Origin of the sequence: Chthonomonas sp. (assembly GCF_035294505.1) — a bacterium.
GTDB lineage: Bacteria > Armatimonadota > Chthonomonadetes > Chthonomonadales > Chthonomonadaceae > Chthonomonas.
Window position 1 is genome coordinate 1 of record NZ_DATGKU010000127.1, and the last position, 12,083, is coordinate 12,083.

Annotated in this window: 12 protein-coding genes; 4 read left to right on the top strand and 8 right to left on the bottom strand. The window is 53.4% G+C overall.

All coding sequences use genetic code 11. The features are described from left to right. Positions 1-405, top strand: a 405-nt coding sequence (locus VKV18_RS07485) for a diacylglycerol/lipid kinase family protein (protein ID WP_324203589.1), incomplete at its 5' end; no start/stop codon positions are given. A gap of 35 nt (positions 406-440) precedes the next feature. On the opposite strand, the gene VKV18_RS07490 is transcribed toward VKV18_RS07485, so the two are convergent. Together VKV18_RS07490 and VKV18_RS07495 are read right to left on the bottom strand one after the other, a co-directional pair. Beyond that, positions 441-1,841, bottom strand: coding sequence for an Nramp family divalent metal transporter (locus tag VKV18_RS07490; RefSeq protein ID WP_324203590.1), 1,401 nt, complete (start codon positions 1,839-1,841; stop codon positions 441-443). A 148-nt stretch (positions 1,842-1,989) separates the two neighbouring features. Then, positions 1,990-2,172, bottom strand: a complete 183-nt coding sequence (locus tag VKV18_RS07495) for a hypothetical protein (protein WP_324203591.1) — start codon at positions 2,170-2,172, stop codon at positions 1,990-1,992. 70 nt (positions 2,173-2,242) lie between these two features. Here VKV18_RS07495 and VKV18_RS07500 point away from each other — a divergent pair, with 70 nt between their 5' ends. The 3 genes from VKV18_RS07500 to VKV18_RS07510 all read left to right on the top strand — a co-directional run bounded on the left by VKV18_RS07500 (position 2,243) and on the right by VKV18_RS07510 (position 6,013). Continuing rightward, on the top strand, positions 2,243-2,422 hold the full coding sequence (locus VKV18_RS07500; protein WP_324203592.1) for a hypothetical protein: 180 nt from the start codon (positions 2,243-2,245) through the stop codon (positions 2,420-2,422). Positions 2,423-3,134: 712 nt separating this feature from the next. Then, on the top strand, positions 3,135-5,255 hold the full coding sequence (locus VKV18_RS07505) for a hypothetical protein (RefSeq protein WP_324203593.1): 2,121 nt from the start codon (positions 3,135-3,137) through the stop codon (positions 5,253-5,255). Between the two features lie 314 nt (positions 5,256-5,569). After that, positions 5,570-6,013: a hypothetical protein gene (locus tag VKV18_RS07510; RefSeq protein ID WP_324203594.1), complete on the top strand. Its 444-nt coding sequence runs from the start codon at positions 5,570-5,572 to the stop codon at positions 6,011-6,013. A 117-nt stretch (positions 6,014-6,130) separates the two neighbouring features. Here VKV18_RS07510 and VKV18_RS07515 read toward each other — a convergent pair whose 3' ends face one another. From VKV18_RS07515 to VKV18_RS07540, 6 genes are all read right to left on the bottom strand, one after another. Then, positions 6,131-6,829: a PmeII family type II restriction endonuclease gene (locus VKV18_RS07515; RefSeq protein ID WP_324203600.1), complete on the bottom strand. Its 699-nt coding sequence runs from the start codon at positions 6,827-6,829 to the stop codon at positions 6,131-6,133. Between the two features lie 19 nt (positions 6,830-6,848). Beyond that, entirely contained in the window at positions 6,849-7,742 is an 894-nt protein-coding gene (locus tag VKV18_RS07520; RefSeq protein WP_324203595.1) for a site-specific DNA-methyltransferase, read from the bottom strand. 1,074 nt (positions 7,743-8,816) lie between these two features. Next, a complete protein-coding gene (locus VKV18_RS07525; protein ID WP_324203596.1) occupies positions 8,817-9,641 on the bottom strand; it encodes a hypothetical protein in 825 nt (274 codons plus the stop codon). A gap of 83 nt (positions 9,642-9,724) precedes the next feature. Continuing rightward, positions 9,725-10,486, bottom strand: coding sequence for an SDR family NAD(P)-dependent oxidoreductase (locus tag VKV18_RS07530; RefSeq protein ID WP_324203597.1), 762 nt, complete (start codon positions 10,484-10,486; stop codon positions 9,725-9,727). Positions 10,487-10,489: 3 nt separating this feature from the next. Next, positions 10,490-11,197, bottom strand: a complete 708-nt coding sequence (locus VKV18_RS07535; protein ID WP_324203598.1) for a hypothetical protein — start codon at positions 11,195-11,197, stop codon at positions 10,490-10,492. 153 nt (positions 11,198-11,350) lie between these two features. After that, positions 11,351-12,083: choice-of-anchor tandem repeat GloVer-containing protein (locus tag VKV18_RS07540; protein ID WP_324203599.1), on the bottom strand; the 733-nt coding region annotated here is incomplete at its 5' end.

Below are 12,083 nucleotides of genomic sequence, written 5' to 3' on the forward strand. Positions count from 1 at the left end.
CTTCTGCTGAACCCGCCTGCCCGTCGCCTTCAACTGATGCTCGACGGGGTCGCCTACGCAGAAGAGGTAACCATGGCTTCGATATGCAACTCAGTCTACCTTGGCGCCCGCTTCGCAGTCGCCCCCGACGCCAAACTAGACGATGGGTTGTTCGATGTCATCCTCGTAGGTACCCTTTCGCGGTGGGAGCTGCTCCGTTTTGCCTTTGCGCTTCGATTCGGCAACAATCTGCAACTACCCAAAGTTACCTGCCTACGGGCGCGTGAGGTGGAGATCAGTCGCGCGCGCTACCGACAACGCCCCCTGCCCGTGCATGCCGACGATCATATTGCTGCCTATACCCCGGCGAAGATCGAGGTTGTGCCCCAAGCCCTCCGTGTTATCGCTCCTGAGGAGGCACCGTAGGGACTGACGGGGCCTTGTGCCCTTCACTTCTCGCCCTATGAAGAGTGCCCGGTGGCCAGCGCCCATAGCATAAATAGTGAGGCAGCCCCTAACAGAAGCACGGCCAGCCCACCCAAAAGATTGCTGAGGGGGCGGTTTGTGCGTGCTTTCATCACTTTGGGGTTGTTGCAAATAAAGAGGAGCACAACAAGCAGCGGCACGGCAACAACGCCGTTGAGCACCGATGCATAGAAGAGCGCCTTGATGGGGCTTATTTTCTGAAAGAAGTTGAGAAGATAGCCCACAAGCACCATACCGGCAATGGTGAGATAGAAGGCGCGTGCCCTTTGAAAACGACGATACAACCCATGTCGCCAACTTAAAGACTCGGAGAGCGCATAGGCCGCAGAACCCGCTAAAGTGGGAACAGCAAGCAACCCGGCCCCCAAAATGCCTAAAGCAAACAGCCAATAGGCCACCTTGCCCCCAAGCGGTGCCAGCGCTTTGGCGGCATCCTGGGCGGTATTGATGTTGGTAATGCCTTTTGCATGCAGCGTGGCCGCCGTGCAAATGATAATAAAGAACGTTACAAGTTGAGAGACGATCATACCAGAAGCCGTATCGGCTCGTAGGTTATGCATTTCGGCCTCATTGGGAGAGCGCTTGCGTTTTCCGGGAGCGTCGGCCTCGTGCTGGGCAATAAGCTCCTCCACCTGCTGCCCCGCCTGCCAAAAGAAAAGGTAAGGCGATATCGTGGTACCAAGCGAGCCAACCAATGCCATCAAGTAGTCGGTTTTCCATTGCCAAGTGGGCAGCACGAGGTTTTTGAAAATGAGGCCCCAAGCGTTATGCACCGACGGCATGAGGGCCGTAATGGCGTAGGCAATAAATGTGAGACAGAGCCACTTGAGAAATCGCGCATAGTGCGCATAGGGCATGAAGATTTGGGTGAGCATGATAAAAAGGGAGATGAGGCTGATCCAAACGAGAAACGGGCCATGAAAAAGCATTTTGGCGGAAGAGGCCATGATGTTGAGATCGGCGTAGATATTGATAATATTCGTGGCCATCAGCAGAAAAACACACCCTAGCAGCAGCCACTTCGGGTAGTGCTCCTTAACGACCGCCGCCAGTCCCTTGCCCGTCAGCAATGCAACCCGGCCACACATCTCTTGAACGGCGATCATCAGGGGGAGACATAGCAGGGTAGGCCATAACAGCTTATAGCCGAACTGCGCCCCCACAACCGAGTAGGTGCCGATGCCAGCCGGGTCGTTATCGGCGGCTCCGGTAACGAGGCCTGGGCCGAGGCTTTTCCAAAACGGTTTCTTCACACGAATGTCCGGCTCCTCCACGCGAGCGTTCTCCACATCTTCCCGGTCGGCCATACGCTCTTCATGGGTTTCGGCCGGTGCCGATGGGCTTGGATCAGGGAGATTTACTGTTTCCTCGTTCATAGACGCTGCACTCCTTGTTCATAAAAGTTACACCGCGCGACCCTGTTTTGCTGCGGGGTGTTGCTGCCATAGAAGCCTTGTGAGAAACAAAAACCCTGCCAACGCCGTCCTCAAAGGGAAGACGCCGGCAGGGTGGAATGTTCTTTTTTTAGTAGGTTCCGGTGTTGCGGTTTGTTAGCAAACGGTAGATTTCGAAGATGAGCCACAGAAGCAGCGCTGCCTCGATGATGAGGAAGAGGATGCCTCCTAGGCCTGCAAACACGCCGATCACCAGCTTCCAGATCACTACCGCGATCACGATAGCGACAATCAGCATGAGTATCCGATACATTGTGTTCTCCTTTTGACCTCAATACTTCTATTTATGAGTGTCTACCTGTTGGACGATATCCCCATCTCTTATGTTCCACTCAACTACCGCCGATCTGATGCAGGGCAGGGTTACCCTGCCCCTGGAAGGGTTTGGGTCAAGGCGCCTTGCTGTTGTGTCGTTAGGTGAGGGGGAGGGCGTCGGCCTTGAGGGGAAGGGCGTCGGCCTTGAGGGGAAGGGCGTCGGCCTTGAGGGTTGGGGAGGGGCTTGAAGAGCCGGCGCTACGCCTGTCCTTTCTAGCGAAGGCGCCTGTCATTTCGAGCCGAAGGCGAGAAATCTTGTGTTTCAATCCCCACCGGTTCTGAGGGTTGGGGAGGGGCTGCAGAAACTGCCAACTGCTTCGGTTCTAGAGCCCATTCGTGGAGCAAGCCGACTTTGCCCGCCCCCTATCCCTTCCTTTCGTCTTGCAGACAGCAACGCAGCGGCCAGAGAGATAGGCTTTGAAAGAAACGGTGCTGGCCGCTGAGGCGTTTATTGTGTCTTACTTGTTGAAGAAAGGGGGCTAGTGTGGTTAGTGTCCAGATGACAGCGTATCAAAGGAAACCGACAATGAACTTGCCGGTCTCCTTCCCCTATAGGGGACATCGGCGCCCCATGTCACCTCGAAGCGAAGCTGAGAGGTCTTTACGTTTAGTCTTCACTGAGGGAGGGCGCCCTACCCCTGTGTCGGTCTTGAGAAAGTGCCGTGCGCAGTAGCGTCGGCCCTGATTTGAACGCTGCCCTCCCATTAGAAACCTGATCGATGGAGTCTATAACAACTATAGAAATGTGTTACTTTATTTATAATCACTTGATCTACCCCATTGCCTTGCTTTCTTGCATCTGAATATGTTTTGTGGTAACATTAAAATGTCAGTTCATCGCATTTTCTCTATAGCACAAAGTTATAGAGAGAACAGATACTCAAGGATCGGAGGAGAACCATGCAACGCCAAGTTCAAATCAAGGTAGTCTCCTATCGCTTCGTTGCCCGATGGCTTCTTTGGGTCATCGCGCTAGCGCTTGCTTCCTTCCTTACAGTGCCTTTGTGTAAGGCTCAAGAGCCACCTCGAGCCATGAACCTTAAGTTTCAGGCCGATGTCGCCGAAAACGGCAATGCCCGTATCTACGCAACGATCACTTTTAGCCCACCCTCTTTCTATGATGTTATCAAAATGGTCTATCCCGATCTCTATCTTCTGTTTCGTGACCTCATCTCTAACAACCACGCAAATTGGGAGGTCAACCGAAACACGGTTAAGATCACCGGAGACGATGCGAACCAGGCTATCCACATGAGCGGCGAAGTTTTAGGTTTTTCCGTTTGCCGCGATCAACGGTGGGAAATCTCCTTAACAAAAGGCGAAAACCTGGTAACCCAAGTCGGTAACAAGCTCTATACGACCTTCTCGCAGGTCGAGGAAAACGGGATGTTGGCCACCGGCACCGCTACCTACATCCTTCCATCGAATGCACAAGCGATCAACTTCGATGCCGGAAACAAACTAACCTACCATATTCCAACCCCCCACTACGCTGGCAAGCCGCAATTGCAGTATAACCTTGTTTACCATGATCGGATTATGTCCTGCGTCTACAAAATCTATGCGGACCCGACCATCGGAGGAGGAAGATATTGGGTCGCCAAGTCCGTTGTCACCAACACCGGTAACGCCCCCATGTACGACGTAAAAATCTACTACAGTCTTGGGGAATATGCCGACGAGTGGACGCCGGAGCCTTATTCCGTTATTCTGCCCGGTGGCTCGGTGGTAGATTGCTACTATCCCCTCATCTCTTCAAAGGTGGCGACCTTCAAAACAGAAAACCCCGCGCATCTTACCGTTCGCTGCCTCTACAAGGATGCTGCCGGACATGAGCATGAGGAAGACCACACCAAGCTCGTTACGATTATGGGTATTAACCAACTGGTCTCTTCCAATCTCACCGCCTCGGATCGGCAGCAGGTGAACCCTATCGGTGCCTGGATGGACATGACGAATAACATGCCTCTTATTGCCGCTTATGTCACCAAAACAGACGATCCCGTGAAACAGCTTGCCGGCTATATCAGCAGCACAGCAGGAGGGGTTGCGGCTAACAACAGCGACAAAGACGCCATCACGTGGCTTAAAGCTGCCTACGATACGGAAGTCGCCAACAACATCGTCTACCAAACCCCTTCCGGATTTTTGGATGGCACCCAGTTCGTCCAGGACATCAAGTTTCCACGCGATACCTTAATGGCAAAATCGGGAACCTGTATTGACCTTGCCATTCTCTACGCTTCGCTTGCCGAAGCGGTGGGGTTGCAAGCCTACCTCATGGTCGTTCCCGGCCACTGCTTTCCTGTTATCAAATTACCGAGTGGTCAACTGATCGGTGTGGAAACAACCGGCCTTCGGGGCGGAGATAACGCCGTAGGCTTCGCCGATATTGTCAAACTAGGCACACAAGAGTTCGTAGAGCACGTTAAGGATGGGAGATACCATCTGGTAAACATTGATGAGGAACAGGGAGAAGAGCATATCACCCCGCCCGAACTTCCACCGGTCGGCAACGATTTCCTCGCCAAATGTGGCATCCAAGAGGTGCACTATGTTGCCGGTGGGAGAGAAGCGAACCCGCCTGAACAGCATCCGCAACAGCCCAACCCAAATCCGCCTAACGTTGCCAACCCTCCTGAACTGGCGAACCCGGTTAACGCAAAAAGCTACAGCGGAACGTGGAAGGGGTATTGTGGCAACAACGCCCTCACCATGCACATGAGCGATGACAACGGCGTCGTGAGCGGCGATCTCAACATAACCCTTCCCGATGGCGAGCTGTTCCAAGCCAATTTCCGCAACGCCCATGTGAAGAACGGCGAGATAGAAATCTACGCGCGGGGCACCTATAACGGTCATCCCGTCTCCGTGCACATGAAAGGCAGGCGAGAAGGCGGAAAAGTATCGGGCAGCATCACCCTCATCGATCGCGGGCCATTGGATGTTCCTGTTGATTCGCACACCTTCGTTTGGAAAATGGTTTGTGTGGATACCGGTGATAGCGACGGAGGCAAATAGTTGTTTTTGAAGCCCGACTGCGCTCTAGAGGCCTTCAACCAAACGGCCTCTAGAGCTTTTTGTTTTTGTTCTTTATCTCCTCGCAGAACGGACATGGCCCTACCGACCTGCAGTTTCATGCTCATGGTTCTCTATGCCGGATGATTTTCTACAGAGAAAGGGCTATAATGCATAGGCAGAAGCGTGAAGACGACGCTTCTTAACCACCTCAACATCCAATTCCGTTGCGACATCTCCTTCAGGAACAATTCGCAACAGCCCGTCCGTCATAAAAATGGCAATTTCAAAAACTACAAAAGCAAAGGAGTAGATAAATGAAGAAGACACTGTGGACCGTGGTGTGTGGTGCCCTTGCTTTGGCTATGGGCACGGGGGTTTGCCATGCCCAGCGCATGGTACCGGTAGGTAACGTTCCCGAAATCTCCGATACGTCCCCTACCTGGTGGGCCATCGCCGGCTATAGGATCGTACACATCACCCAAAGCGACGGGCATTTCACGCCCATCATGCGCACCGAACTGTTCGATGCACGCACCGTTGAGATTCTCTCGCGCACGCAAGTTCCTCCCTTGAGCGCCTCCGACGTAAAGGCAGTGGGCAATGCGGTGCTGGTGCGTGGCTATCTTTTAATGCGTGTGACTCCTCAAGATGCGCGCGCCGCAGGAACGAGTGTGACCGCTTTGGCGAAACAGTGGGCTGCCTCGGTGGCACATGTTCTTCCGCGCATCGCTCCAACGCCGAGCCGCTTCGGAATCTAGTCTCTTCTTCCATGAAAACCCAAGGGATGTCACTTCTAAGTGACATCCCCATTTTAACCTCAAAAGGTAGTTCAAAACGCCTTACCTCATCTCAACCGCCTTAAGTCTCTTGCCTGCCTATTCGGCGCTAGAGTTAAATTGCACGATCTTCTCCCAATTTAACGTGCCATCGGCATCCGCAAAGTCGTTTAACAGATCGCGCGTGAAACGATTCACTGCATTGGCCCACTCTTGCTGATAGCGTTCCCGCTGCTTATCGGGATAATCGCGCATCAGGCGCATCAGTTTGAGGTAGAAGTCGGGATCCCCAGTTATCTCTTGCCAAAAAGCTTGACCGGAAACAATGCGATATCGCCTTTTTGCAGTCGGCTCCATCACACGCTGGCCATAAGAGCAACCTAATATCGGTTCAAATTGCTTCCCGAGATTTTTCAAATGCTGACGGAGACGATTTTGTAGCTCTTGAAACTCATCGTTCATCCGAGCGGTTTGACTCGCGTTAAAAATATTCGGCCCCGATTTTACAGCAATGGCTTTGTATGTCTTCTCCTCTTCCATTTCGATATCTATCCCTGTTGCACCCGATTTTCTTCCACGGCTCACTGCCAGAGCAATAGGTTCTACAAATGCATCTCCGAAAATGGTCTCGTCAGATGCTTGGGTATGGATATCCAAAATATATTCGACTAATTCAGCAGCTGTTCTCAGACCAATAGCACGCATGAGGTAAGGGTTTTTGCGCTTAAGAACCTCTTTTAAGTGAAGCCGCGATAGATTCGCTATTCGCCTGTTATAGAACTCATCAAGATACTTAATCCCTTACACGCGATGACCACTAATACACTTGGAAAAAGGTCTCGCTCTCTCCTATCGTGTACAGATTCGGTTCCGCTGCCTCTTTGGCCACGCGCTCATTGGCCAGACGCACATACTCCTCTTTGATTTCGATCCCGATATATCGGCGATCCAAACGAACACAGGCAACCGCCGTTGTGCCAGACCCGATGAAGGGGTCTAACACCACATCGCCCACCTCGGTAAACAGCTTGATGAACCAGGTAGGCAGTTCCACCGGAAACGTGGCTGCATGGTAGCGATTATAGCATTCGGTGGCCATATGGAGCACATTATCCGGATAAGCAAACTCACGCCCAATCCAGTTGGCGACCCGCTTACCAAAACCGCTGCCAACCTGAGAGGTGAATCGGGTGAGATCGTTCTCCCCAAGCTTCTTAAGACGTTCATGTTTCCAATCCCCCATCGGCACCATCACCGCTTCTTGAAACATCTTGAATTGACGCTGCTTTGTAAAATGGAGGAGGCGTTCCCATGCGTCCCGAAAGCGATTGGGCCATTTGCCCGGATAGCAGTTCTTTTTATGCCAGATATACTCTTCCGTCCAAAGCCACCCCTGCTTGCGCATTGCAAGAATCAGCTCGAGCACATAGGTATGCCGCTCGCCGCCAACCACGCGCTCCTTGATGTTCAACACAAAGGAACCGCTCGGTTTCAAAACGCGCTTTAGCTCGGTCGCAATGGGCAGAAACCATTCCACATAATAATCAGGATGAATGCCACCGTAAACCTCTTTACGCTGATCGGCATAGGGTGGCGAGGTAATGATGAGATCGATGCTCTCATCGGGTAGCTGCTTCAATAGTTCGCGACAATCCCCGTGGAGAATGCGATTTAGGAAGGGAGTGGATGGAGTTTGCTCTGCATCGTACATATCCACAAGTATACCAGCTAACGGGTATGGGAAGCCGATTCTGACCTAGGAGGAAGAGCGCCCTGCTCCGGAAAATCTTGCTGTTTTCTGGGTACCCCTGTATCGGCCTTGAGGGAGAGGTACTGAGGGGGAGTGGATAGGGGTAGGGCTGTGGAAACTGTCAATCTCGAGGTTCTAGAGCAAGTCAGCAAAGCAAGTCTGCCTTGTGCGCCCCCTATCCCATCCTTTCCCCCGATTCGGGAGAAAGGGGGCGGTTATGTTGAGTTTCCGAAGGAAAGCTAATCAAAGGAAACCGCTAGTGAACTTATTGGTCTCCCCTCTCCCTGATAGGGGGAGGGGTGGGGGCTTGCAGAGCCGAAGGCGATTGTCATTTCGAGCCGAAGGCGAGAAATCTTAAGTTTCAATTCCCTCACGGCTCTAGAGCCAGTCAGCATAGTAAGCCTATCTTGCTCGCCCCCTATCCCGGCCTTTCGTCCTCGCGGACAGCAACGCAGCGGCCAGAGAAAGAGACGATTAAGAAAATGATCCAGGCCGCTGAGGCGCCCACCGCAAGGTGCCCCTCTCCCAATTAGGGAGAGGGGGAGGGCGTCAGCCCTGAAGAGCCAATGATGCGACTGTCCTTTCGGGCCGAGAGCGAGATGGACAACTGTCATTTCGAGCCGTAGGCGAGATGAACAGCTGTCATTTCGAGCCGAAGGCGAGAAATCTTAAGTTTCAATTTCCACTGGCTTTGAGGGAAGGGGTGAGGCTGTGGAAACTGTCAATATCGAGGTTCTAGAGCAAGTCAGCAAAGTGAGCTTATCTTGCTCGCCCCCTATCCCAGCCTTTCCCCCGATTCGGGAGAAAGGGGGCGGTTGTGGTTAGTTTCCGAAGGAAAGGTTATCGAGGGTAACCACCAATGAACTTATTGGTCTCCCCTCTCCCTGATAGGGGGAGGGGCAGGGGGGTGGGGGCTTACCAGCAAGTCTGCCTTGTTCGCCCCCTATCCCTTTGCTCGCCCCCTATCTTCGCCTTCGAGCTTGCAGATAAGAGGAAAAGGCGTTACGCCTCCGCCATGCCGATAAAGATCGTGCCTTATCTGGTTCCTGAGTAGGCCGTTGTTCGATCTCCCGGTCTAAAGCTCTCAACGAGCCTATCTAACAAGAGACGACGCACATCGAACGCCGAATCGGAGGTACGTCCACTCACCACATAGCCCATACCATCGTGCACAAAGGCGAGAACAACCGATTCGATGCGGCGACCGGCCGGGTCGGTAGCCTCGAAGACAAGTCGTACGGCCGGTTCTCCACAAAAGGTGATCGAGTCGCGCGAGATCGTTTTGACGTCCTTATAGTGCTGGGGAATATCGGCTTCGACATCCTCCATAAGCGTTTCCGCCGTTTTGTTCGATGCGGACAACATGGCGACCCCTAGGCGCTCGATGCTGTCCTCTTCAGGCTGGAAGAAGACCAGACCATGAGGAATACCATCCGGCGTTTTTATCGGATAGGCTTTCCAGCCTTTCACATAATCCACCGTCCAATCTTTCCCGGCACGATATACGGCCAATGGCGGCATGGTAAACACCTTCACCACCACAGAATAGCGGGTGTGAAGCCTCTGAACGGCGGGTTTGCCGGAGCCGGGCGGATTGTTTACATGGTAGTAGTCATCAAGCACATAGCGTGTTGTCTGAAGAGGACGGTCGGTAACCTGTGTTTTGCCTGTAACGACCACCCCTTTGCCAAATCGCCCTCCCGAAAGCACCACCTTATCGCCGGTGATATACCACTCGAGCTTGACAGTTTGCCCCTTTACAACCACCGTGGGGGTCGCCGCAATGCCCTGATCGGCCCAAGCGAGCGGTGTGGAAAGGATGGGAGCGAGACAGAGTAGAAGCAGTGTTTGAACTTTCATGAGCGTGTTTCCCTACACAAAGAATCTTCCGAGCGAGTAGTTATTGGATTTCAAACGCCGGAGCGCACGTGATGTGACAGTGGCTAGGTCTGACCTCCGTTGTCTCTTCTTTTTACCATGAGGGCAGAAGCTTGATCAAGCGGTTTTAGCACGATCTCATCAATGTTGACATGGGGTGGACGCGTTGCCGCCCAGACTACCGCATCGGCGACATCCTCGGCTGTCAGGGGCTTTAGGCCCTGATAGACCCGTGCCGCGCGTTCCACATCGCCCTTAAACCGCACGAGGCTGAACTCCGTTTCCACCAGTCCTGGAGCGATCTCGGTAACCCGTATAGGGCGTCCAAGCCACTCCATACGCATAACCTGTGTTATGGCACGCACGGCAAATTTCGCTGCATTGTAGCCCGCGCCGCCCGGATAGGGTTCGCGCCCGGCAATGCTGCCGATGTTGATGACATGCCCGGCACCGCTTGCTTCGAGTTTCGGCAAAAGCTCACGGGTCATGCGCATTAAACCGAGCACGTTGGTGCGGAACATCTGTTCCCAATCCTCATCCTTTGCCGATTCGATGGGGTCTAGCCCTAAAGCGCCTCCGGCGTTGTTAACTAGCAAATGAACCTGTTCGACATGGCTGCAGAATTCACGAATACTTTGAAGGTCGGTTACATCGAGGTAGAAGCAGCGGGCGCCAAGTGGTTCACCCACTTGCTGCAATTTTTCCAAACGTCGAGCGCCCAGAATGAGCGCAAAACCGGCCCGATGCAAGGCCGCAGCCGTCGCCGCCCCTATCCCGCTGCTTGCGCCGGTAACGACGGCGACCCTTTTTTCACGATCGTTTTCCATGGCCTACAGTTCGGAAACAAGCTGTGTTAGCGTAATGAAGCGCGCCCCCTTCTGTTTAAGATAGGCGATCACGTGAACGAGATTTTCCCGATTATCCACGCAATCCGTCATTCCCAAAACCAAAATGTCGGAGAGAGTGAGGTGGGCGTCTATCACGGATTTAAGCGCGTCGAAGCCCTGGTCAATATAGCCGCGCACACCGTTCACATGGGCTACCGGAGCGATCCATAGTTTGGCCTCCCCCTGTTGATAAGGGTGGGTATAGGACGGATGGTAAGGGGAACGAGGAGTGTCTTTGGGAAGCTCGGCGCTGGAGCCGGGGGTCGAGTCGATGAGGATTCCGATATCCTCCAAAGCTTTAATGTCGCCGGCCTCTAAGTCGCCGTTGGCAGCTCGAAAGGCGGTCGGCTTGATGGAGAACTGTTTTAGGATGTCTTTGCCCACGCGGATGAGGTCACCACGGTCTACAGTGTTGGAAGCACCGGTATCGAAACTGAGGAAAAGCCCAAGCTCGTGCCAAGCGGGAATGCGATGTAGGTATTCGTTGTGGTAGAGCTTCACATTGCTCATGGGATCGTGCTCACTCACACCAAGCAGCCATGTGCAGGGGACAACAGCCTGTTCGGTGGCCTCCACAATGCCGGAAACATAGCATTTGCCGTTGAGAGCACAGGTGCAGTCTACGGTAAGCGCGACAATGGGTCCTGGCATTTCTCTCTCTCCTTCAGGATAAGGATGGACTTTCTGAAACTCGATGCGAACGCCGAATGGCTTTTCTCGGCATTCGTGGCTTTTGTTCACCAACGGCTTTCAAGAATCCTTCTTTTTGCAACCCTGCCGGATACCGCCCTTTCCGAAAGAAACTCATCTCTGAGAGGCCTGCCCTAACCGCTTCCCGAAATCGTACACAACCCCAAAACCACTCCCATCCGCCCTTAGCCGATACACCACTCCCTCACCACCAACACCTCCACCCTCCGTCACCCCATATAACCACTCGCTGCCCAACAACACCAAGCCACCTAAACCCGTCCAACCCTCCCTATCTACCCCAAAACTATGCAACACCCTATAACCCTCCCCACCTACTCCCAACACAAACACACATCCCCCACCTAACCTCCCTCCCTCACTACATACCCCATACAACTTCTCACCCCATAACAACAAGCTCCCCAAAGCATGAGAACCTTCCACACCACCCGTAAATGTGTGCAACACCCGGTAGCCACTCCCATCCTCCCTCACTCTAAACACCACTCCCATCCCATAACCACCACCCCCATACGTCTCCCCATATAACCAACCCCCCAAACCTAACACCAAACCACCATAAGGATGGCTCCCATCCCCATTCCGCCCTAAACCGTCCTCTGCACTAAACTCATGCAACACCCGGTAGCCACTCCCGTCCTCCTTCACCCCAAACACCACTCCATTCCCATAAACACCCCCTCCACTCGTCACCCCATACAACCAACCTCCCGACCCCTCTACCAACTCCACCAACAACGGATAGGCTCCATCCTTCCCCCCAAACGAATGCAACACCTGAAAGCCGGTGCCATCCTCTCTTATCCGATACACCACCCCTTTA

Bases quoted from the DNA above. Each gene is read 5' to 3' on its own strand.
- VKV18_RS07510 (WP_324203594.1), top strand. From the start codon at position 5,570: ATGAAGAAGACACTGTGGACCGTGGTGTGTGGTGCCCTTGCTTTGGCT.
- VKV18_RS07500 (WP_324203592.1), top strand. From the start codon at position 2,243: ATGTTCCACTCAACTACCGCCGATCTGATGCAGGGCAGGGTTACCCTG.
- VKV18_RS07495 (WP_324203591.1), bottom strand. From the start codon at position 2,172: ATGTATCGGATACTCATGCTGATTGTCGCTATCGTGATCGCGGTAGTG.
- VKV18_RS07525 (WP_324203596.1), bottom strand. From the start codon at position 9,641: ATGAAAGTTCAAACACTGCTTCTACTCTGTCTCGCTCCCATCCTTTCC.
- VKV18_RS07535 (WP_324203598.1), bottom strand. From the start codon at position 11,197: ATGCCAGGACCCATTGTCGCGCTTACCGTAGACTGCACCTGTGCTCTC.
- VKV18_RS07530 (WP_324203597.1), bottom strand. From the start codon at position 10,486: ATGGAAAACGATCGTGAAAAAAGGGTCGCCGTCGTTACCGGCGCAAGC.
- VKV18_RS07505 (WP_324203593.1), top strand. From the start codon at position 3,135: ATGCAACGCCAAGTTCAAATCAAGGTAGTCTCCTATCGCTTCGTTGCC.
- VKV18_RS07520 (WP_324203595.1), bottom strand. From the start codon at position 7,742: ATGTACGATGCAGAGCAAACTCCATCCACTCCCTTCCTAAATCGCATT.
- VKV18_RS07490 (WP_324203590.1), bottom strand. From the start codon at position 1,841: ATGAACGAGGAAACAGTAAATCTCCCTGATCCAAGCCCATCGGCACCG.